Annotated in this window: 14 protein-coding genes and 1 pseudogene; 7 read left to right on the top strand and 8 right to left on the bottom strand. The window is 38.1% G+C overall.

Annotated features, from left to right (window positions below; translation table 11 throughout):
• Positions 1 to 222 precede the first annotated feature (222 nt).
• Positions 223 to 2,010 (bottom strand): M61 family metallopeptidase, encoded by a 1,788-nt coding sequence (locus M23134_RS28280; RefSeq protein WP_157558691.1) that lies wholly within the window; start codon positions 2,008 to 2,010, stop codon positions 223 to 225.
• Between the two features lie 619 nt (positions 2,011 to 2,629).
• Here M23134_RS28280 and M23134_RS28275 point away from each other — a divergent pair.
• Complete coding sequence (locus M23134_RS28275; RefSeq protein WP_002702172.1) at positions 2,630 to 4,459, top strand: MBOAT family O-acyltransferase; 1,830 nt, start codon at positions 2,630 to 2,632, stop codon at positions 4,457 to 4,459.
• Between the two features lie 22 nt (positions 4,460 to 4,481).
• On the opposite strand, the gene M23134_RS28270 is transcribed toward M23134_RS28275, so the two are convergent.
• From M23134_RS28270 to M23134_RS28250, 5 genes are all read right to left on the bottom strand, one after another.
• On the bottom strand, positions 4,482 to 7,928 hold the full coding sequence (locus M23134_RS28270) for a ligand-binding sensor domain-containing protein (RefSeq protein WP_002702170.1): 3,447 nt from the start codon (positions 7,926 to 7,928) through the stop codon (positions 4,482 to 4,484).
• A gap of 259 nt (positions 7,929 to 8,187) precedes the next feature.
• Complete coding sequence (locus M23134_RS28265) at positions 8,188 to 10,368, bottom strand: PP2C family protein-serine/threonine phosphatase (RefSeq protein WP_002702168.1); 2,181 nt, start codon at positions 10,366 to 10,368, stop codon at positions 8,188 to 8,190.
• A 143-nt stretch (positions 10,369 to 10,511) separates the two neighbouring features.
• Positions 10,512 to 11,384 (bottom strand): dimethylarginine dimethylaminohydrolase family protein, encoded by an 873-nt coding sequence (locus M23134_RS28260; protein ID WP_002702166.1) that lies wholly within the window; start codon positions 11,382 to 11,384, stop codon positions 10,512 to 10,514.
• Positions 11,385 to 11,563: 179 nt separating this feature from the next.
• Positions 11,564 to 12,220, bottom strand: coding sequence for a hypothetical protein (locus tag M23134_RS28255; protein ID WP_045114514.1), 657 nt, complete (start codon positions 12,218 to 12,220; stop codon positions 11,564 to 11,566).
• Complete coding sequence (locus M23134_RS28250) at positions 12,204 to 13,073, bottom strand: TIGR02452 family protein (RefSeq protein ID WP_002702162.1); 870 nt, start codon at positions 13,071 to 13,073, stop codon at positions 12,204 to 12,206. The genes M23134_RS28255 and M23134_RS28250 overlap by 17 nt, the downstream gene beginning before the upstream one ends.
• A 476-nt stretch (positions 13,074 to 13,549) precedes the next feature.
• Between M23134_RS28250 and M23134_RS28245 the strand changes: the two genes are divergently transcribed.
• Complete coding sequence (locus M23134_RS28245; RefSeq protein ID WP_002702160.1) at positions 13,550 to 14,485, top strand: ion transporter; 936 nt, start codon at positions 13,550 to 13,552, stop codon at positions 14,483 to 14,485.
• A gap of 58 nt (positions 14,486 to 14,543) precedes the next feature.
• On the opposite strand, the pseudogene M23134_RS42265 reads toward M23134_RS28245, so the two are convergent.
• Positions 14,544 to 15,113: pseudogene (locus M23134_RS42265) on the bottom strand (IS630 family transposase); the annotation flags it as partial.
• 63 nt (positions 15,114 to 15,176) lie between these two features.
• Positions 15,177 to 15,566, bottom strand: coding sequence for a helix-turn-helix domain-containing protein (locus M23134_RS28235; protein WP_002702156.1), 390 nt, complete (start codon positions 15,564 to 15,566; stop codon positions 15,177 to 15,179).
• Positions 15,567 to 15,988: 422 nt separating this feature from the next.
• On the opposite strand from M23134_RS28235, the gene M23134_RS28230 reads away from it, so the two are divergent.
• The 5 genes from M23134_RS28230 to M23134_RS28205 all read left to right on the top strand — a co-directional run bounded on the left by M23134_RS28230 (position 15,989) and on the right by M23134_RS28205 (position 22,961).
• Entirely contained in the window at positions 15,989 to 16,939 is a 951-nt protein-coding gene (locus M23134_RS28230; protein ID WP_157558690.1) for a hypothetical protein, read from the top strand.
• Positions 16,939 to 17,829, top strand: a complete 891-nt coding sequence (locus M23134_RS28225; RefSeq protein ID WP_002702152.1) for a hypothetical protein — start codon at positions 16,939 to 16,941, stop codon at positions 17,827 to 17,829. The genes M23134_RS28230 and M23134_RS28225 overlap by 1 nt, the downstream gene beginning before the upstream one ends.
• Before the next feature lie 580 nt (positions 17,830 to 18,409).
• A complete protein-coding gene (locus M23134_RS28215) occupies positions 18,410 to 20,185 on the top strand; it encodes a M14 family metallopeptidase (protein WP_002702150.1) in 1,776 nt (591 codons plus the stop codon).
• A gap of 297 nt (positions 20,186 to 20,482) precedes the next feature.
• Positions 20,483 to 22,456 (top strand): tetratricopeptide repeat protein, encoded by a 1,974-nt coding sequence (locus M23134_RS28210; protein ID WP_002702149.1) that lies wholly within the window; start codon positions 20,483 to 20,485, stop codon positions 22,454 to 22,456.
• Positions 22,457 to 22,601: 145 nt separating this feature from the next.
• Positions 22,602 to 22,961 (top strand): hypothetical protein, encoded by a 360-nt coding sequence (locus M23134_RS28205; protein WP_002702147.1) that lies wholly within the window; start codon positions 22,602 to 22,604, stop codon positions 22,959 to 22,961.
• Positions 22,962 to 23,071 lie beyond the last annotated feature (110 nt).

Genomic DNA, 23,071 nt, shown 5'->3' with positions numbered 1-23,071 from the left:
TTCGTTTGGCTAGTGAAAGAATTTACAAATTACGTTCCATGTTTAATATCCATTTCCTAAAGTTTGAAAATAGACTTCATTTGATTGTAAGTTCTATTCTACTATTCAACGCATATTAAATCAAGTAAACACGCTCTTCTCAAATTTACAAAAAAAACGTCATACCTCTAGTCTTTTTACCAGAGATATGACGTTTTTTATAACAATGTAAGAAAGGGTTTGCTAAAAGTTTTTCAACCAACGCTCTCTTAATTTTTTTTGAGCATCAGACGCTTTCAGGTTCACTTCAAAGTAATAGTTTTTTATATCTTTTACCGCAAACGTTTTCAAATCTACAGGCAATACTTTACCATTGCGCTTGATCTTAAGAATGTATGCAGTACCTGACGGTTGCTTCAACAGTTTACCAAAGGCTTTTAACCCTGTATTGGCATCTAAAGATTTGCCATCTAAAGCAATCACTTCATCTCCTACCTTCAGTTGATCCTGAGTATCGTCTTGGGTACGAACAATGGTAAGTTTACCTCCCCTGCCAGACACCCTATATTTGAGCCCAGCCTTTAAACCCAGGTCTTTTGTGTCATAATAATTGATTCCAATCTTGTTGTAATACGCTTTGTAAGGCAAAGGAGTAGCATTCTTGATGTATTTTTCAAAAAAACCTTTGATTTCAGGATAGGTCATTTTCACAAAATCATCAAAGAAAGTTTCTTCAGAAAAAGCTCGTTTTTTACCATACTTTTTCGCTAACTCAAGTACCACTTCTCTTAATCCTCTTTTACCACCAGAAAGCTCAAGTAATCGAATATCCAGCAAGCCTGCTACCAAAGCTCCCCTCATATATATATTGCCATACTGACGCTGCCCTTTTTTAGTAAAGGAGGTAAGTGATAACTTGCTTAAACTATAGTTAGCATCAAAGTACTTTTTATCTACCAATACTTTGCGATGGAGCACTTTAAAATAATCGTCTAAATTGATTAAACCATAACGCAACTGCATAATATGCGAAGCCCATTCGGTAGTACCTTCGTATAGCCATAAATGTTCGGAAGGGGTAGGCTTTTCAAAGTTAAACTTTTCGATGATCTCACTATGAATGTTCAATGGGGTAACTACATGAAAAAACTCATGAGAAGCTACATCTGACATTTGTTGAGCAAAAGCAGGTGTCCAGTCTTGCTCACGGTATATATATTCAGAGCTATAAGAGTGTTCCCAGGCTCCTGCCGAACGGTTTTCGAAATGGTATAAAAAGGTATAACGATCTACGGGAAGCTCTTTCAAAAATTGTTGCGCAGCTTTGAGCATATCACTCATTCCCTTCAGTAGTTTTTCAGAAGTGATTTTATCGGTCTTTGAGTAAGTGTAAATCTCTACCGGAACCTTACCCAACATAGTGCTTGCTTTGGTTAAGCGTCCCAACAAAATAGGAGAGTCTACGATATGATCGAAGCTGTTTGCTTTAAAATAACCATCACTATCTTTATTAAGCGCCGTGCCCACCTTCCAATTTTGAGGATAGTCTAGTTTTATTTTAAGAGGAGCACCTTGCATTCCTTTGAAAAAACCAAAAACAGTTTGTCCATTAATCAGGGCATGGTCTTTTTCCAAGGAACTGCCACACATCAAGTAAATAGGGTATTCGCTCACTTGAGTATCCCAGGTTTCGGCGATGTTATACTGAATTTTACGTACTTTTTCTATTTTATTTATTTCCCACTGATTGGTATTGAGCTGCTTGGTACTCACCTCTTTTCCTTTTTTATTGAATGCTTTAAAACTTCGCACATACCTGCCCATATTCATGACCTGATAGGTACCAGGAGCAGTAGAGGCAAACTGAAAGATGGCATTTTGCTTTGACAATGCCTTACCTTCTATAGTCAAAGTTACTTTAAACTGGTCATCAGCACGGTCGTTTAGGTTTACATGATATACGAGGTTTTGTGCATGTAGCTCACCTATCAACATTAAACAAACTACAAGCCCTATAATTCTTTTTATCATACTTAAATAAGTTGAGTGAAATAATTAAGTTTTTACAAATATACAATGAGTACCTCCCCTTCTCTACTAGGTAAATACTGTTTTTCAAACACATAAACTGTAAGTCAAAGATAACTATTAATACTTATGCGTGGTTGTCAAAAAATGCTTTTTGGGTCATTATAACTCCAACCAGCAAGTGAGGCTAGTTTCGAAGTAATCTACGAAAGTCTTCTTTGATTTTAAGGTTGTTGGTGATGCGAATACATTATTTCCCATCTTTATGCATGATCAATTTTTCTTGTACTTGCGCTTGGGCAGTACATAACCAAGAGGAGCAAATCAAACAAAGTGAAAAGAGGTGGTTTCGCATCATGGCTTAGTTTATGTTTTGAATTGAAAAGCAATATATCGCATTCAAATATATCATCCTAAAGATTTAAAATAGATGTTATCTGGAATTTGCTAAAAAACTATTGCATAGCTCAAAGGTTCTGTTTTTCTTTGCAGGTGTTTTGTATACAGGCACTTACCCAATATTTGTCTGTTTCCACTCTGGCTAACCATTACCCCCAGCAAAAGTAAGAAGCACAATCGTAGGAAATAAAAAGCGAATTAGTTTGATAAACTCTAGTGAGGCATGTTGAATTTTATAGCCATCTTTTTGACTTCTTTTGTTGACCAAATCTCTTCTTGGTTTGTGTACAACCCCCAAAACCCCATGATATTTAGTAATCCTATGTTCTGGGCATTTTTTTTGGTGGCTATGGTGGTATATTACTTCATTTATGCCCGTATCACTGCCCGTAATATGTTTTTGCTGGCATTTAGCTTGTTTTTTTATTACAAAACTGGCGGTTTTTTCTTTTTCCTTATTGTGTTTTCCACTTTCGTAGATTACTACATTGGCGAAAAAGTATATCGAAGCACCCATGAACCTACCCGTACCTGGTTAGTAGTGCTTAGCCTGGTGGTTAACCTGGGTTTACTTGCTTATTTTAAATACACCTTTTACTTCATCGACATTATTAATTCACTTGGGGCAGATGTAGTCAAACAAGATTATTTGGCGGCAGCAGCCAATGGTTGGTTTGGCACCAGTTTAGACATTAGCAAGATTATATTACCAGTAGGTATTTCTTTTTACACTTTCCAAACCATTAGCTATACACTGGATATTTATCGCCGTAAGATAGAACCAGTAGATAATATTTTAGATTTTGGTTTTTTTGTAAGTTTTTTCCCTCAATTAGTGGCAGGGCCTATCGTAAGGGCTGCCGATTTTGTGCCTCAAATTTACCAACCTTACAAACTCAACGCTCAAGAATATGGGTATGCCATCTTCCTTATTGTCAATGGGTTGGTCAAAAAAATACTTATTTCTGACTATGTGTCGACTAACTTTGTTGATCGGGTTTTTGCCAGTCCTGAACGTTTCTCTGGGTTTGAAAACCTCATGGCAGTTTATGGCTATGCAATTCAAATATATTGCGACTTTTCGGGCTATACAGACATTGCCATTGGCTTGGCTTTACTGTTAGGCTTTAGGCTCAATATTAACTTTAACTCTCCCTATAGCTCCACCAGCATTACCGACTTTTGGAGGCGCTGGCATATCTCTTTGTCATCGTGGCTACGCGACTACTTGTACATTTCATTGGGTGGCAACCGTTCTACGTCCAAGTTTACCTATATCAGTGTACCTTTGATTTTGTTGATATTTTTATTGATAGATGGCTGGACTGGGCTCAACTTCATGTTTTTTATGATGTTGATTACTATTTGGTTGCTTTCGCTGGCTTTTCCAGAAATGAAATTTATTGGGGTCATAGGTGTTTTGGTCGGTGCTACCTTTGCCGCTAATACCTTTGTAAGTGCTGCCTGGTATTCGTTCGGATTGTTGTGTGTCATTATATTGTTTTGGATTTTACTATTGGTTCGCCCCGAAAGAAAACAGTCGGTGAGTACTTATATGAACCTTACCATTACTATGCTATTGGGGGGACTCTGGCATGGAGCAGATACCCGTTTTATTATTTGGGGAGCCTTGCATGGAGGGGCACTTGCACTGCACAAGTTTTGGATGGATGTTACCGGAAGTAAGGGCAAAAAACCATCGGCTATTGGTCGCTTTATGGGGCAATTGATTACCTTTCATTTTGTGTGCTTTTGCTGGATATATTTCAGGGCACAGGACATGGCTACCATTGACAAGATATTTGCCCAAATGACTGATGCATTTCAATTTGCAAAAATACCCGAAATGGTACAGGGCTATGCCGATGTGTTTGGCTTAATGGCACTAGCTTATGCAATCCACTGGTTGCCAAGACGCTTAAAAAACAACATCAACGAACGCTTCACAAATATGCCTGACTTTGTAAAAGCCATCATTATTAGTATTGTAGTCATTGTATTATACCAGGCAAGCACTTCTGCGGTTAAACCGTTTATTTATTTTCAGTTTTAGGGTCCCTGTGCTTAGCTCTTGTTTAAAGATTAATTCCCATCACCAAAATATCATCTACCTGAGCGTAATCCTTTTTCCATTCCAGAAAGGTGCGCTCTACTATTTTGTACTGTTCTTGCATGGGTAAATGGCAAATATCAAGTAGCATAGATTTATAGCGGCTTCTCAAAAACTTTTTACCGGTTTGTCCACCAAACTGGTCTTTGTATCCATCAGATGATAAGTAATAGTTTGTATTGGGCTCTAGTGGTAAAACAGTTTTAGAAAAATCCCGTTTGTACTCCTGATGATACCCTCCAATAGGTAATATATTGCCTTTTATTTCATTGAGTTTTCCATCGTTTATATAAATCAAACTATTTTTGGCTCCGGCAAACTCCAGGGTTTGGTTAGCAAAGTCTATCATTATAATTCCTATATCCATGCCATCACGGTTACTTGTTTCGTCTTGGTTCAGCGAATGACGGATATTGTTGTCTAGCTCGGTGAGAATCTCAGCAGGACAAACAATGCCTTGCAACTGCACAATTTGATTGAGTAATACAGCGCCTTTGATAGACATAAATGCACCTGGTACTCCGTGTCCGGTACAGTCACCCACCGCTATAATTATTTTATCAGCATTTGCGACAGAAGGCGGCTGATCGTGTTGGGTAGTTAAATTTGCTTTATTTGGGTGTGATTCTTTGCCATCAATGGCAGAAAACCAGTAAAAGTCTCCACTCACTATATCGCGAGGCTGATAAAAAATAAATGATTCAGGCAAATAGTAGTGAATCTCCTTCAAGGCAGGTAGCATATCTTGTTGAATAAGCTGAGCATAGTTGATGCTTTCGCGAATGTTTTCATTAAACTCCTGAATGATCAAGTTTTTCTCTTTTACTTGTGCCAAAGTAGTCTGTAACTCTTCGTTGGTCTGCTGCAACTCTTCATTAGTTTCGCGTAGGTCAGTAGTACGTTCTTTTACTTGAGTTTCCAGTATTCTCTTTTGAGTCTGTATAATATTGATTCTAAAACGATAGCCCACCATCAATAAGCCCACTATAAGCAAGATTACAATCAGGCGAAACCACCAGGTAGCCCAATAAGGAGGGTGTATAATTAAAACTAATTGGGTTTCTTTGTTGCTCCATGCCCCTTCATTATTGGCGGCTTTTACTTTAAAAACATACGTACCTGCAGGCAAGCTGGTATAAGTCTCAAAATGCTTGGTGCCAATGTACCGCCATTCTTTATCAAAATTTTCTAACTTGATGGCATACTTGTTTTTTTCAGGTAAAATATAGTTTAAAGCAGCAAATTCAAATGAAATCACTTCATCTTCGTAAGAAAGTTCTATGGTATCGGTAGCCCATATAGGACGGGTAAGTTTGCCATTTTTGGTAACTGGCTCAGAACGGTTAAATACTTGAAAGTCGGTAAGCAACACATTGGGTAAATAATTGTTCTCGTTCAGTTTTTCGGGGTAAAACAAGTTAAAACCATTAAAGCCCCCCATCAATACCGCCCCGTCAGAAGCCAGCAAACCACTTCCGGTAGCAAATTCATTTGCCTGTAGCCCATCTTTTTCATCATAGACCTGTATTTTACCTGTTTTTTTGTCCAGTCTTGCCAAACCTTTGTTGGTACTTAACCACAAAAACCCTTGCCTGTCTTCCACTATTTTATGAATCACACTATTGGGTAGTCCTTGCCTGGTAGTATAATGTTGAAATGTAACTGTACCTTTATACACTTTGTCCAGGTTAAGCTTATTTAACCCATTGCGAGTACCTACCCACAGTCTATGCTGTTTGTCATAATACAATGATGTCACATAGTTATTACTAAGGCTTTGTAAGTTTTTGACCGAATGTCGATAATTGGTAAACTTTTCGGTGGCTGGGTCAAAATGGCTCAAACCTCCACGAGTAGCAAACCATAAACAATTTTTATGATCGGTTACAATGTCAATTACTGTATTATGCACCAGGTTAGGTTTATCCTTAAAAGTACTACGACGATACTCTTTAAACTCTTTGGTTGTTTTATCAAATTTAAATACACCTCCGCCACGGGTACCTACCCACACAATATTTGGCTTGTTTTTATCTTGGTGTAACGACCCTATGTGAGGAGAACGTAATGTTTTTGTGCCTTGAAGATCAGGTAAATAGTGAGTAAAGATGCCAGTTTTAGGGTCATAATGGTCTAAACCTGCACCTATAGTACCTACCCAAATAGAACCGTCTACATCAGTTAATAAAGCATTGGTTACACGACTACCTACACTATTTGCCTTACTTTTGGGATCTGGTCTAAACAATTGAATAGTGTTCTTTTTTCGGTTGAGCTTGCCTAAACCTGCTTTACCCCTCCCCAAAGCAAACCAAATATTTCCCTCCTTATCTTCACAAAATGCCCCAACTCTACTACTGTTGTATTCAAACTCGCTATAATGGATAAAGTTATTGAGGTAAGGATTAAACGAGCTAATTCCTCCATCAAAAGTACTCAGCCAAATAGTGCCTGCCTTGTCTTCAAAAATATCCTGTATATTATTTCCCGAAATACTGAGTGGGTCGGTTGGCTGGTGTACAAACCGGGTAAACGTTTTTGTTTGTAAGTCAAACTTATTGAAGCCTTTACTTGTACCTACCCAAAAATTGCCTTTTTTGTCAATATGCAAGCTCCATACGGCATTGCTAGTAATGCTTTGGTTGTCTTTAGGATCGTGAGTAAATCTTTCTTCTATTTGCTTGGTTTTGGTGTTAAACTTTAACAACCCCGTATGGTGTCCTCCTAACCAAAGTATTGTAGCATCTTTGGGGTCTTGCATCATTGTTTCTACTGCATTATGAAAGCCAGCAAGTTTTGTATCATTAAATGGAGAAAAGTATTCAGTATATTTTTGTTTGGTTTTGTCAAGGTAAAAAAGCCCATGAGAGCTTGCTACCCAAAAACCTTTTTGACGATCATTGAGTAAATAATATACATGCCGAGGAGCTGGCTTACCTGGGACAAGTTGATAAGGAATAAACTTAAACTTTTCTGTTTTGGGGTCAAACATATCAACTCCTCCCCTGTACATACTTATCCAAAACACTCCTTGATCATCTTCATAAATAGAGCGTACATCGTTGCTTGTAATGCTTGTACTATCAGCTTTGCGATGTTGGTACCTGGTAAACTCTTCTGTATTTGGATCAAATTTATTGAGTCCTCCTCCATAAGTACCTATCCATATATACCCTGCGCTGTCTTCGTACAAACACAAAACATAGTTATTACTTAGGCTGTTCTGATTGCCCAGTTCTGTTTTATAAGTTCTTAATTGATAACCCTCGTACTTGCTTAGCCCATCGGCAGTGCCAAACCATAACACCCCTCTTTTATCTTGCAAAACACAATTGATCGTGTTTTGTGACAATCCATCTTTAGGTGTAAGCCGGGCAAACTTCATTTGCTGAAGAGCAGATTGCCCATACACAACCAAGGTTGATTGAAAAAATAAAAAAATGCATGTTATTTTGAAGATATACTTCATTATGTGCAGGTTAATACAAACTATGTGACACAATAGTATTGATTGAAAGATTACTCAGACAGGGATTGATTGAAGTAATAAGGTTTGTGACAGGGATTATAAAACACTGTTGAATACTTTAAAATGCTATCTTCTCTCAAAAAAAACAAGAAAAGAAAACGCAAATATCAAGCCTTTATATGTGAAAGAGAACACTGGCAAATTAAAGTTTAACCCCCATTACCAGCACATCATCTGTTTGTTGGTAATGGTCTCCCATCCAGGTTTTGAGTTCTTCATTTATCTTATAACGTTGTTCTTCCATAGGTAGGTGACTCAATGATAATAAAAATTGCCTGAATTTTTTTGACATATACTTTCGCCCCTTTTTGCCTCCAAACTGATCCTGGAAACCATCAGAGTACATATAGATAATGTCATTAGGCTGAGTTTCAAATACATGCAAAGCATATTCACGCTCTGCTTTGTAGTGTTCGCTGCCTATAGGGTAAATAGATCCTTTGAGTCTAAACACTTCGCCTCTTCTTACAAGTAATATAGAGTTCTTAGCTCCCGAAAAATAAAGTTTTTGATGGGTTTCATCTATTGTTACCACAGTCATGTCCATCCCGTCGTCTGCCTTCTCCTGGGTTTCGTTGTGTAAGGTTGCCCGTACCCTTTTGTCTAACTCTTTCAGAATAACATCAGGTTTATGTATACACTCATTATCTATAATCTCGTTGAGCAAGTCATTGCCCATGATGGTCATAAAAGCGCCTGGAACTCCGTGTCCGGTGCAATCAGCCGCAATTATAATTTTTAATTTGACTATGGGCAAATCAGGATTGGCATGCTCAAGCCCTCCATTCATATTGGTATTATACAGCCATGACTGGTTGCAATTGGTTTCTGAGAACCAGTAAAAGTCGCCACTCACTATATCGCGCGCCTTCAAATAAATAAAAGCGTCTTTAAATTGCTTCTCGATGTGTTGTTGGCTACCCAACACCGCTTTTTGAATACGATTTGCGTATTGAATACTATCGGTAATGCTTCGGTTTTTCTTTTCCAGTTGCTTGGTTTTGTCCTCTAGCTCTTTGGTTCGTTCTTCCACCTTTTTCTCTAGGTTAGTCGATAACTCTTCTACACTCTTGAATGCCCTTGAAAACCTGCGTGCAATGACCAAAAACTGAAGAGATAAAAATATAGCAAATGCCACTGGCAAAAGCTCTAACGCTCCCAGCGCCAGTAAACCATCGTTGACACCAGCCAGCACCATTGTAAATATGCCTGCCATCTGAAAAGCCGACTCTCTCTTTTTATGCACTCCAGCCAACACTATAGCAAAAAACAAGTAGGCTACAAACAAGCCCATAAAAGGCTGATAAAAAAATATAGTGGGTGTAAAAACAACTGGACTTACTACCAAAATAAATACTGAATAAACAGTTGTAACCCATAGCGATACTTTGATCACTTGCGGAGATACGATAAAGATTTGCCATTTGAAAAAACGAACTTCTTCGGGGTATAAAGAACGTACATACAACAAAGCTACTGGAGGTAGAAAAAAGGTAGTAATGTAGTATGCCTTGCTTTGAATAGCAAAAGTGAGCCAACCTGAATGTTCTTTTAAGTATTCGTAAATATAGTGTTCACCAAAAACAATCAGGCGCAAGCCTATAAATAGACAGATAATGCCAAAATAGAGCGTAGACTTGTTTTTTTGTCTAAAGAAAAATAACACAAAGTGGTATACTCCCATCACTAACAACACCCCAAGCCACATCAATGTCCAACTATAGGCAAGGGAGTTACTTTCTAAAATTTCGCTATAAATCCCAAGGCGAAAAGACTGTATTAGCCCACCAATAAACATGTCATGATTGGCCACCTGAACCACCAGGTGTACCTCTTGGCTGGGCGCCGAAAACTCTACTAGTTGCTCTAATATTTGACTTTCATAGCTTTTATATTGCCTGCCTACTTTACCTGAGGTATACACTAACGAATCATTGAGCCATACTTTGGATGCTGACCATATCTTGGGGATAAAGATACCTAAGGGTTTGTTGGTGTTGGGCAATTTAATACGTAAACAATAGGTAGCATATCCATGTGGGGGCAATTTAACCTGGTTTACCTGGTAATTTGTCCAACTATTGGGAACATCTACTAAAGTATAAGGAGGGAGTTGTCTTTTGCCAATATCTTGTGGTGACAAAAGTTTTTTCCAATAAAAAAACCACTGTCCATCCAATGTCACAAAGTGGTTGTGATCAAAACTCCAGGTAGAAAGATCAAGCGTGCCTTTTGATATAGCAGGTGCTTTTGGTTGCTTGGTGGTACAGCCCACCAACAAAATGACGCCACTAAACAATAGATAAGACAATAAGTTTTTCATGCAACAAGAGAGATGCCTTTGGATTGAAATAATCAGCTTTATAGTGATAAACAAAATAAAAGCATTTTTTATTCCAAGCTCCCACAACAAACTTGTTAAATAATTGCAAAGAAAGGATATACAGCTGATATTAAGTATAATTGTTAACTAATGTCGTCACGGTCTATGGGACACACCGAACACCTGAGTAAACCTCCTAGCTTTGACACGTTACTATATTGAGTTTTGATGGTTTGAATGTTTCTTTTGGCAAGCTCTTTTGACAATCTTTCAAAAGATTGCTCGATCACTACCAATTCGGGATGGATAGAAAAAACATTGGGAAACATATAATACATTTCGGCTTGTGACACTTCTATGAGGTTGTCTTCGCCAAATATATCATAAATAGCATTTGGTATTTGTTGGAAGCCCCCTTTATAGATTAAGGCGTGGTGGGTACCCACTGGCTGAAAAGCGCAATCAAGGTGTAGTATATTGGTGGCGCCTTCATTGGTTACACTTAAAGGTAATGGCACTACTTCTTTTTTGTGTTTCAACACAGATTTTAAAAAATCTACCCCTTGCTGATTTGTGCGCTCACCCAACCCCACAAAAACGTGGTCTTTCCAAACTACTACATCTCCTCCTTCTATTACTGCACCTTGGGGTGGTGTATGCACTTGCGATAAACCACTGGTAATGGATTGAATGGCGTTAACTTCAGGTTGGCGGTTGGCTTTGCGCATGTTTGCCAGAAAAAAATCCTGATCAACCCCAAAACCAATGTCACGGCAAAAAATCTGATCTTGATTGGCTATATTTTCTGGTCTGAACACCTCTACTCCATTTTGCTCCAGGATATTCTTAAAATGCTCTACTTCTTCAATCAAAACACCTTCGGAAGGTTCTTCTCCCTTTTGGGCAATTTCTGCATGTTTAGGATTATTAAGATAAGATATATCGCCACGATCATCTGCAATACCCAAGATAACCGTGTTTAGTTTCCCCGTTTCACTATTTATGTTCACCTTCATACAACAGTTTTTAATTTTAAATTTTCACATAAAAAAGATCTTATATTTTGTTAAAATCAATTTTTAAAAACTAAAGTTTTGATTGGCAAATTATAAATCGAACATTACTTGAAGTATTCGAAGAAATATTTTGAATGTCCAACAAGCACCATCATAGTATGCCTAAGAATAAAACTATTTTAAGAGAGGCGCTTCTCAATTTTTGACATCAGTTGCTCAAGTGTAGGCTTTTGTTTTAACAACTCGTCTCCATTAATCACTGCTTTTTGTGCTTTGAGCAATGGAGGAACAGCTATTTTACCCTGAGCAAAAGAATACATCCAGGTCAGGTCAAGGGCATTGATCAAGAGATTGATGCGATAACTTAAGGAAGGCTTTGTCAGATGAAACCCTAAACGCTTGGCGGTATTTGAACTAAAAAAATAAGAGGTGCCCACCACTTGTATAGTTTTGGGCAACTTGCCTTGTTCTATGTCTTTGGCTATAGCTATCAATCCTTGTAAACAATAGTACCAAATTTTTTGACGAGCTACGAGCCCTCGATCGCGCCAATGCATCACCATCAAATAATCAAAAGAAGTGCCTGTATGAAGATCATATACTGCCTTATTTGGGTTGTATACCAACAACATAGGGGAGTAATATTTATAAACTCCCAACAAGGTAAACAGGGGAGTCAGGGCAAATTGCATCATTGCCAAGGCAAAAGGAAAAATAAGAAAATACCATAGTTGAGGCCTTGTAAAAGGTCCTAAAAATAATCCTGCTCCCAGGAACACCAAAAAAATAGCCAACACCCATTGTATTGGCTTACTAAGTCTATAAAATTTGTTCATGACCAAAGTGTTTTTCAAATGCTGGCAAGTTGGGGTTTTGTTTTTGCCCACTATATACCGCAAAAACAATTTTGCGAAATGCCCGATTAAACTTGCCCTCACCAAATAAATGTGTAGCAAAGTATTGTGCGATATCTTTTGGGTTATTTTTGAACACACCACAACCCCAGGCACCTAATACCAACACCTCGTGTTGGTGCAAAACCGCCAAGGTCAAAACTTTTTCAGTACGTGCAAGCATTGTTGTTGCTATCAAATCTTGCTCAGCAGGATAGTTGGCTTTTACCGACCCAGCATTCACCGCAGGAGCCGTAATTACAGAGATCATATAGGGTGAATTTAACAACTGGTCGTCATCGTTACGAAATACCGGAACATCGGGCGAGTAAACCATATAGTCGAGGTACAAACCTGTTTTGCGTTTACGGTTGGTAAGGTACATCTCTTGCTGAGGCTCAAGGCAAGCGTATAAACCTGATGCACGTGCCAGGCTTTCTTCTTGCGCTTGACTACCTCCTAAGAATCCACCACCTGGATTTTTGGCTGAAGCAAAGTTTAAAACTCCCACCTTGGTATAATTTTCACCCTCTACCAAACGCTTGGCTGCCTGTAAGGTTGTTTCGGTGGTTACCTCATATTGGGTATCAAAATCTAGCTCCTTAAGTGCTTGGTTGCTAGATACAAGTACTTTTTCATCAAAACTGGTAGGTGTATATAATAAGGTATCGTCTACTGACTTTGTCAATGAGTTTTTAATATCAATGGTATTTTGTGATTGATCAATGTACTTGCCTTGGGCTAGAATTTGTAAGGTCTCTTGAGCTATTTCAGCTCGTTTTTTTCGGTTACTCATGGTGTTTTTTGATTGTAGTTCGTCTAAAAAGCTACTTATACGTAAAACCTAAAACAATGACTGAAGTCAATGGTAAAACTATTTAAATTCATTGGTAAATTATTGATAAAATAAGGCCAACTCATGATAACTCTTTGTATTGAAAATTGTTAAAGAAATCATCTTTTTTAGGTGTAAACCAACAAGCTTTATCTTGGATTAATACATATAAAAAGGCAAAGTGTCCATTGATTGACTGTAAGATAGCAATTGAAAATCAAGCAGTTATACAAACTATTATTTATATACACTTGATACTAACGTTTATACATACAAGTATTTACCACAAAAAAAAACATTTTTATGGTAAATATTACAGTTAATAAGAAAATAAATTGTACTTATCTAATAAACCTTAAGAATTGGTAAGAATATTGAAGAAAAATAGTGGCAATAGGTAAGGTCAATCATATAGTTATAAAAGACGAGAATAATACATGGAAAGGACACTAACACTAAACAACACAAAAACGAACAGAAAAGAAACCCAGAAAAAATTGAGCGCTCAGGCAAAATATATGAAATCAGCCCGAAAAGTAATTGCAAGTAAATGGCGATATAATTTATATAAAACCATTTACCGCTCCGACACACTCAGTTCAAAGGTATTTGCAGTAGCACTGCTTTTCTTTATCTGTTTAAGTGCTTCATCGGTGATACTAGAAACTGTCAAAGACTATAAACAAGCCTATGGGCCGGTCTTTAATTTCATAGCGTGGACTACTACTATCTTGTTTTCTATAGAGTATATTTTACGTGTCATCTGTTTACCCAAACCCCTGCGCTATGTGCTCAGCCCTTTAGGTATTTTAGACTTTTTGGCTACTTTTCCGGCATACCTGGGATTGTTGGGTTTCACCTCAGTTACTTTCCTTATGGTGATTCGCCTGGTGAGGTTGTTCAGATTATTCAGGGTATTTAACCTGGTAGAATACACTGGCGAAGCAGGTACTTTGGTAGAAGCACTCAAGTCAAGCCGACACAAAATCACTGTATTTATCATTGCAGTAGTTATCTCAGTAACTATCATTGGGTCGGTTATGTATGTAATAGAAGGCCCTCAACACGGCTTTACGAGTATTCCCAGGGGCATCTACTGGGCAATTGTAACAGTAACAACGGTAGGCTATGGCGACATGGCGCCTAAAACCTTGCATGGACAAGCATTGGCATCGTTGCTTATGCTGCTAGGCTTTAGTACTATAGTGGTGCCTACCAGTATAGTGTCTGCCGAAATAGCCAAACAACGGGAAATAACCCCAGTACTGAGCAATAAAGAGTGTTTTGGCTGCGGTATGACAGGGCACGATTTGAACGCCTCTTATTGCAAGTATTGTGGAAGCCGCTTATGGGATGACCACGACGACGATTAAATTTATTTTACTAAAAATAATATTTGAGCCAATGATTTATAGGGGCGACACTGGATAATTAATAAAAAGCAACATCAGGATTTTCAAAAAACTTCTTGATGATGCTTTTTTTGTTTTTAAACTCCCGAAGTATTTGCTTTAGCTTTCGGCCTAATTTTTTGACAGTTGGAAATACCTGATTTTTCATTATTACATTTTTTAGATAATTCCATACTTGCTCAGAAGCATTTAACTCAGGAGAGTAGCTAGGTTGTTTGACCAATAACAACCTACCTTCTGGTAATGTCTCCAAAAACTCCTGCACTATTTTACAATGGTGGATACTCGCTCCATCCCATATCAGAGTAACAGGGATATCAGTTTGTTTAATCAGTACTTTTAGAAACTCTACGCTTGCCTCCCCATCATAAGGCTTTTTTTGGTGTGTATACACTAATTGTCCTTTTTCAGAAATTGCTGCACAAACCATATAGCTTTTAAAACCTTTATCCCAAAGTGGTAGGTGCTGAGTTTTTCCCACAGGAGAATAGCTTCGTTGCTTTAAAGGGTTAAGCAAAAAACTGGATTCATCACCATAAAAGATCACTCTACCCTCTTTTTGAGCTTGTTTGCGCAATTCTGGTAAACGTTGTTCTTTCCACGTTTTGACACTTTTGGCATCCTGTTTAGGGCAGTAAGTGTCAGGTTTAGTTCAACTCCACCTAATTTTTTGTAAAATCTTACTAATATTGGACAAACAATAATCCAAACCAAAATGAGAAGAAATTAACTTTTGAACACGGCTGCGATCCCAGTAATCTTCTGAATATCCATAGTCAGAAGCTCCTTTGGATAGTAATTGCTCAAGTGTTGCCAAGTCTGAGGAATCTAAGCCTGAGGTTGGTCCGCTATGAGGCACAGAGGCTATACCAGAAAACCCATCAGTAGCATAGTTTTGTAAGGTCTGACTGACCAAACCTTGACTACAACTCACTACATCAGCTATTTCTTCCTGAGTTAAATCATGCTTTGAGAGACGTACTATTAATTGACGACGGTATTCTTTTATATCTGTATCTTTGGTGATTTCTAGTGTTTCCATATATATACAATATAAAATAAATTGGAATCTCGCAAATGGGGCTATAGTTGAATACAGGTCAATATTAAATCACAAGTGTCGCCCCTATAAATCATTGGCTTTTTTTTTTGCTCTATTCATGCTGTGTGTGATGGTACTTGGTTACTCTACCCAGCTTTTAACTTCGTTGAGCTCAGCACAGTAAAACTGTAGCTTCGGTTTTTCAAAAGCACGGTCATCGCCTCAGCTCGTGTCTCCATGAGCTGATCGAAACCTTGAAAAACACTGTTCCCAGACGCTGTGGTAAGGCGATTTAGCTTTGCTGAGCACCGATATTTATCGGCATCTAAGGACTCGTAAACTCGGTTGTGGAGACACAAACCGAGGCGAAAAAATAGCAGGGTAGAGTAGTACTTGGTGATATGTTTTTAAAAAAAGTATTGATGAGAATAACTAATAAATTACTGACAAGCCTAATATTGTTCTGGCTTGTGGGCTGTACTGCCCCAGAAACCGACCTGCGACAAAAGCTCAAAACCACTTCAGATGTTCTAAAAAACGTGATTACTAACACTGAACGGGAAAACAAAAGGGTAATGAACGCTCTACAGTTAAAAGTTAAACATGCAGGTAACCCACGCTATGGGCTGCAACTTATAAGTCGGGCAAAATTGTTACAAACAAAAACTTCCCGCTTATGCGACTCTCTGGACTACTGGCGTAGCCTGGTACCTGTTGGCACGCCTGATACACAAGTTCGTATGCTGTTTTTAGGCGATGAAGGTAAAAACTTAATGAACAACCTCAAAAGTTATATTGATTGGCTGAATGCTGAGTTTACAGATTTGGAGTTATCTCACCTTGCATATTTTACAAAAACAATGACTCTGTATACTTATAAATATGAACCTGATGAACTATTACTTTTTCATTTTACCAATGCCACTGCTGTTACTGCCAATGCCTGGCTTACTCAACTACAAATAGGGATATTGCAGTATGCCCAAATAGTGATGACAAAACTTGAGGGTGCTAGGATAGACTCAAACCACTTCAGTATACCACGCTTTACTATAGGAGTCACCGATAACAGCCCAGTAATTAAAGTAGGAGAAACCTATCGGGCAGGTTTATGTATTGCCAATGTAGTAAGTAGGGCAAGTCCTAAAATGATTTTTAACGGATCGCCTGTGGCTGTATCAAGTGGCAAAGCACATATTGTCTTCAAGGCACGAACTATCCCAAGTTCGGTGCCTACTCACATCAATAAAGTAACTCGCTATTGGAAAGGGAGCATTACCTTTAAAAGTAAAGGAAGAGATACTACACTCTACATCAAAAAACCTTATACAGTGCTAAGAAAATCAGTTTACAAACCTCAAAATCATAAGTGATGATAAGCTTCTTCAAAAAAATATGCCTACTTCTAGGGAGCATTTGCACTTTGCTCGGCTGTCAGCCTAACGAACAGGCAGATAAAGTAATATTATGGGATGTTATTAAAGCTCTTCATCAACAAAAAGCAAACCTCCATAATACTAACCAAGAGTACTTATATCAAATAAGTTACCGTAATACTTTACAACAACATAACACCTATAGACAATGGGAAGCGCTTGAACTAAGTGTACAGGCACAGCTTTGTACCCTTGATGCTGTAGCAAATTCTGTATGCCAAGGGGGTACTAAGCCAGCAGATCTACAGTTTTTCACTCAATTTATGAAACCCAATACTCCCCGCCTGAAGGTAAAACCTTTGATAGCTTTACTTCGTCCAGTCCTTCAATTTGAAGACTCTTTAGCAAAAAAGTACTCACAACTACTCACTCAACAAGTAAAAACAAAACAGAACCTTGTTCTATTCAATGCTAAAGGTAATGACATTTCCTGGATAGTGGCTTATGCCGATTTGGTACAGTGGAAAGTAGCATTGCTTCAAACACAACAGCGTATTATGACACACCAGGCTAAAAACATCGCTTTTGTACTGAAATATACCCAGACTCCCCAATACTATTTAGAAGCCCTCACAAAATCAGAAGCAGTAATAGAAGGCGAAGAGTACCCCATTGAGATGTTTTTAAGTAAAACCAGTACCTCTAACCGCAACCTTCGGGTACAAGTCAATGGTAAACCAGTACCAACATATAAAGATAAAAGCAGGGTACACTTTCGTCCAACTAAACCAGGGACTTATACCTGGCAGGGTCGTCTAACTTATAAATACAGAGGTAGAGACACCACGTTTACAATTAAGAGGCAGTATAGAGTAGTGCCTAAATAGTACGATATTTCGATTTTATTACGGTATTTCGTGGAAAACACATGTTTATACACATTTTACATTTCAAGTTTCAAAAAAAATTTATAACTGGATATCAGTTACTTACAAAATATTTCAACTTGATTCACAAAATTGGTACACAAATTGATAATACTGTAAGCAACTTTAAAAGGTTAATTGAAAAAATACTTATAAAAATAATATATAAGCAATATTATTTAAGCTTTGTGGTTAGGATATAAAAACAGGGAGTTGCAAAAAAACTTCCTGCATTTTCACAACAAAAGCAACCCTAAAAGAGTTATAAAGGTAAGATAAAAGATATATAATAGAGGCGCATACCTCTCAAAAAAATTATGTTTTGTGGTTAGTTAGGTTTAGAAAAGGTAAGTGATTTTAATATCACTTAACCTTTCTTTTTTTGTACCTACCCCAACAATCCAACACTATTTCCCCCTCCTCTTTACAGCAGTTTTATTTCTTTTCTGATTTTTTAATAAGCCTACATTTGTAAATTGCTCTGTCTACCTGGTGCAGTGCTGCATCAGCTATTTATTTATTACTTACCAATTGTTATTCAATGAAAAACAACTACTTGTTATTATTGCTCTTGAGCTTATTTGGTCAAATAGCTGTTGCCCAAACCAAGCAAGAACCCATGACTAAATTCGAGCAAACCAAAGGCGCTGAAACAGTGACTTACGAAGAAGGCATTGCTTACTTACAAAAATTGGCAACCCAGTTTGCCACTATACAATTACAAAGCATAGGTACTACTGACATAGGCAAACCTTTGCATCTGGCGATTTTTTCGTTGGACAAAGATTTTAAGCCAGAATCGTTGAAGCGCAAAGGGCGCAATGTTTTTATGATTAATAATGCCATTCACCCTGGCGAACCTGACGGAGTAGATGCCAGCCTGATGCTATTTCGCGACTTGGCTACCCAACCCAAGCTACAGGCAATGGCTAAAAATACCGTATTTATAATGGTTCCTTTTTTCAATGTAGGGGGTGCACTCAATCGCAGTAGCTATAGCCGTGTCAACCAGAATGGGCCTAAAGCATACGGTTTTAGAGGCAACTCGCGTAACTTGAATCTTAACCGGGATTTTATCAAGCTAGACGCTCAAAACACCCATACCTTTGTGGATATTTTTCAACGTTGGAACCCAGATATATACATAGAAAACCACGTAAGTAATGGGGCAGATTATCAGCATGTACTTACTTATCTTGCTACTCAAGCCGATAAACTCGGTGGGGTGTTGGGCAGTTATTTGCGTAAGCAGATGATACCTGACCTTAAAAAAACAATGAAGGCAAACAATTGGGATATTATCCCTTATGTAAACGTGTATGGCAACCGCACTCCCAACCAGTTTGGCATTCCTCAATTTTTTGATTCACCCCGGTACTCAAGCGGTTATACTACCTTGTTTCATAGTTTAGGTTTTATAAATGAAACCCACATGCTCAAACCGTTCAAGCAACGGGTAAATGCTACGTATGATTTTATGGTGAGTATGGTAAAACACCTGCATGAAAATGGGGCTAAGATAAAAATAATGCGTGCAGCTACTGCAAGTAAGGTAACTCAACAAAAGAATTTTACTATAGGCTGGCAAAGAGATAAAACCAAGTTTGAGAAAATCACCTTTAAGGGGTATACTCCTCAAATGATTCCAAGCAAGTTTACGGGGCAAAAACGCTTGTTTTATGACCGTAACAAGCCAGTCACCCAACAAATAAAGTATTACAATGTATTTAACCCAACACTGACAGTAAAGGCTCCTAAGGCTTATATCATCTCTCAGGCCTGGAATGATGTAGTCACCCTACTTAAAAAAAACGGGGTAGTAGTAAAGCAACTCACCAAAGACCAGCAAGTCAAGGTAGATGCTTACTATATCACCGATTATAAAAGCTTTTCTCAACCGTTTGAAGGGCATTATGTACACTATAATACCAAGGTGAAAATAAAACGACAGACTGTTCGGTTTTATAAAAACGACTATGTGGTCTTTGTAAACCAAAGCAGTAATCGCTACATCATAGAAACCCTTGAACCACAAGCAACTGACTCATTTTTTAGTTGGAATTTTTTCGATACTATTCTTCAGCAAAAAGAAGGGTTTTCAAGTTATGTATTTGAAGATATAGCCGAAAAACTACTTCGGGAAAATGCTGATTTACGCAAAAGATTTGAAATTAAACGAAAAGAAAGTAAGGCGTTCCGAGAAAGTGCTTACCAGCAATTGAACTTTATCTATCAAAATTCGCTTTATTATGAAAAAGAACATATGCGTTATCCAGTATTTCGCTTTGAAGGTACCCAAAGCCTTGAAGTAAAATAATGACTGAACTTTTGCTCCCCTTGTGGTCGAACAAGGGGTTTTTTGCCAGTAAAACCAAAAGAAAATAGTATATTAGATCACAGTCCATTTTTAAGTAAACGCCAACCAATAATTTCGCTTAGAAATGAGCTAAAAGGCACATTTTTAGCTTACATATCTTGTCAGCTATCTGGAACAAGTGGTTTATACCAAAGCTACTTGTAAATGCACCTCCAACACGAACTATAAGATGTAAACAAAGCCTTGCAGTGCTTTATCATGCCTTCAATACTTAGGCTTTAGAATTTATAAAAATATATGGATAGTTTTCATCCCCCATTCAACAAACATGTAGAATCCCTCAAAACACAACTCAAAGCTGAGTTGCCTTTGAACGAAAGGATTAATACCCTCAATGAATTGAGCCGAAAACTACGCAACCGCGACAACAAACAATCTTACCTTTACGCTCAGGAAGCCCTTGAACTTGCGAGAAACTCCGCTAATCGTAAAATTATAGCTATAGCCAAAGCCAATGTCGCCTTTGGTAAGTATTACCAGGAAGGAGCCATCGAAGAAGCATTTTTGCTTTGTAACGAAGCAATACCAGTATTTGAAGCCCTCAGTTACAACAATGGTTTGGGCGAGGTATTTGGTATTTTGGGGGTGATTTACTGGAGTACTGGAGAGTATGAAATGGGGTTCAATTCGCTTATGAAAGCTCTCAGGTTTAGCGAGAAAGCAGATGACCTCAATTGGTTGCCTTGGATAAACTATCTTGTGGGGGAGTTTTACCATGACCTAAAAGATTATGAAAACTCGCTTCGGTATCACCAACGCGCACTTAAATTATTTAAAAAAATTGGTGATGTACCTGGACATATCACCACCATTATTGGCATTGGTGATATTTATAAGGCATTGGGGCAGTACGACCTTGCCCTTGCTATTCATCAAGAGGCGTTGATCATGTCTACCCAGCACAACCTGGTAATGATGAAGGGACAAGCAATGCACGAAATAGGAATGGTTTACCTGGCCACAGAACAATACCAGGATGCCATTGACTATTTAAACTATGGGCTGGCTTTTAGGCGTAAGGTAAACAACCAACAGGGCGAAATTACCGGATTGATTTACCTTGCCACGGCACACATAGAGCTGACTCAATATGAAAAAGCCGAGCACTTGTTGCTACAGGGCGAGCGACTGGCAGAGTTGAAAAGTGCCAAGCCTAAATTAATTTTGATTTATGAAACGCTTGCCCGTTTATACAAAAAGCTAGAAGACCCCTGGAAGGCCATTCAATACTATGAACAACACCAAGGGCTGAAAGCAGAGGTAATGGGAGAGGAAAAGTCTACCCAACTAAAAAATGTAAACTCAATCAATAGCATTGAAAAGGCTCAACAAGAGGCAGAAATTCATAAATTGAAAAATGTGGAGCTAAAACAGGCTTACCAAAAGATTGAGCAACAAACCCAAAGTATTATTGATAGTATTCATTATGCCAAACAAATTCAAACTTCTATTCTGAAGCCTATTCATTCAATAGAGTCTAAGTTTAAGGAAATGTTTGTGTTTTTTGAGCCTAAAGATATAGTAAGTGGTGATTTTTACTGGTATGCCGAAGTAGATACCAACCTGGATGAACTACGACCTCAGTCATTGATACCTAAAAAAGCAGCATTGCTCAAAATAATTGCTGCGGTAGACTGCACTGGGCACGGAGTTCCAGGGGCTTTTATGGTAATGTTGGGCAATAGTATATTGAATGAAATTGTGCACACCCAACGCATTTTTCAGCCTGCCAAAATTTTGACTCAACTCGACCATAAGGTAATTAACGCCTTACGGCAAACCGAAGAAGAAGAAACAAACAATGATGGGATGGACCTGGCGCTGGTAACGTTGAATGAAGCTACAGGGGTGTTGACCTATGCTGGGGCAAAAAACCCGCTTTTTATGGTAAGAGAAGGTGAGCTAACCCAAATAAAAGGCTCTATATACCCTATTGGGGGCACCCAATACCATACTAAAAAAGTGTATGAAGCGCATGAAATAATGACCCAACCCGGTGATATTTTCTATATTTTTTCTGATGGATTTCAGGATCAGTTTGGCGGTAAAAAAGCAAAAAAATACCTCGCCAAGCGTTTCCGGCAATTTATGGCAAGCATTGCGCATTTACCCATGCACCAACAAAAAAAGGAGGTAAACGCTGAACTAAAAAAATGGCAAGGGTATAATGAACAAACAGATGACATGTTGATTATTGGCTTTAAAGTTTAATGTCGCTCGCACAGTGCAGTAGGTACAACTGCCCCAATACGCCTCAAAATTTGGCTTATAAAAACTTCCCACGCTTGAATAGTTATTAATCTGCCAAAACTCTCCTATTTTTGTCTGCATTATTTTTATCAAAAAATACCCCCTAATGGACAAAATACTCTTTAGTTTGTTGTTGCTCATTGTTTGTGTGCCTTCTTTATATGCACAGGGACTGGTACCACCCCACGATGTAAAAGCCGCTTACTGGTACGGTATAACAGTTATTTTAGGGCTTTTTACTATGATTGGCTTAATAATATCATTGACTAATTTGTACAGTCATAAAGCATGGTTGCATAAAACAGCCCTTGGTTTTACTGGACTGAATGCTTTATTGGGATTGAGCGGAGTGGCGGTGTATATCATTTACCCAGCCATAGGTTGGGTGGCTTTTTTACCTTTAATAACTGCCATTACCGGAGCAGGGTTGGTATGGGCAAAACAAAAAGAAGCCTCCAAGGATTAATCATTGAAAAAACTCAACGAATATTGGTCATATAATAATTGCTGTGCTACGGAAAACAAAAAAAACTCTGCCAAATATGACAGAGTCTATTTTCTCTAAGTTGCTCTTTG

The sequence above is a fragment of the Microscilla marina ATCC 23134 genome (assembly GCF_000169175.1).
Classification (GTDB): Bacteria; Bacteroidota; Bacteroidia; order Cytophagales; family Microscillaceae; genus Microscilla; species Microscilla marina.
This window is presented reverse-complemented; position numbering and strand designations above follow the sequence as displayed.

What these genes read in the sequence shown, in the direction of transcription:
- M23134_RS28245 (WP_002702160.1), top strand. Translation starts at nt 13,550, where the DNA reads ATGGAAAGGACACTAACACTAAACAACACAAAAACGAACAGAAAAGAA.
- M23134_RS28275 (WP_002702172.1), top strand. Translation starts at nt 2,630, where the DNA reads ATGTTGAATTTTATAGCCATCTTTTTGACTTCTTTTGTTGACCAAATC.
- M23134_RS28265 (WP_002702168.1), bottom strand. Translation starts at nt 10,368, where the DNA reads ATGAAAAACTTATTGTCTTATCTATTGTTTAGTGGCGTCATTTTGTTG.
- M23134_RS28225 (WP_002702152.1), top strand. Translation starts at nt 16,939, where the DNA reads ATGATAAGCTTCTTCAAAAAAATATGCCTACTTCTAGGGAGCATTTGC.
- M23134_RS28215 (WP_002702150.1), top strand. Translation starts at nt 18,410, where the DNA reads ATGAAAAACAACTACTTGTTATTATTGCTCTTGAGCTTATTTGGTCAA.
- M23134_RS28260 (WP_002702166.1), bottom strand. Translation starts at nt 11,384, where the DNA reads ATGAAGGTGAACATAAATAGTGAAACGGGGAAACTAAACACGGTTATC.
- M23134_RS28235 (WP_002702156.1), bottom strand. Translation starts at nt 15,566, where the DNA reads ATGGAAACACTAGAAATCACCAAAGATACAGATATAAAAGAATACCGT.
- M23134_RS28250 (WP_002702162.1), bottom strand. Translation starts at nt 13,073, where the DNA reads ATGAGTAACCGAAAAAAACGAGCTGAAATAGCTCAAGAGACCTTACAA.
- M23134_RS28205 (WP_002702147.1), top strand. Translation starts at nt 22,602, where the DNA reads ATGGACAAAATACTCTTTAGTTTGTTGTTGCTCATTGTTTGTGTGCCT.
- M23134_RS28230 (WP_157558690.1), top strand. Translation starts at nt 15,989, where the DNA reads ATGAGAATAACTAATAAATTACTGACAAGCCTAATATTGTTCTGGCTT.
- M23134_RS28280 (WP_157558691.1), bottom strand. Translation starts at nt 2,010, where the DNA reads ATGATAAAAAGAATTATAGGGCTTGTAGTTTGTTTAATGTTGATAGGT.
- M23134_RS28210 (WP_002702149.1), top strand. Translation starts at nt 20,483, where the DNA reads ATGGATAGTTTTCATCCCCCATTCAACAAACATGTAGAATCCCTCAAA.
- M23134_RS28255 (WP_045114514.1), bottom strand. Translation starts at nt 12,220, where the DNA reads ATGAACAAATTTTATAGACTTAGTAAGCCAATACAATGGGTGTTGGCT.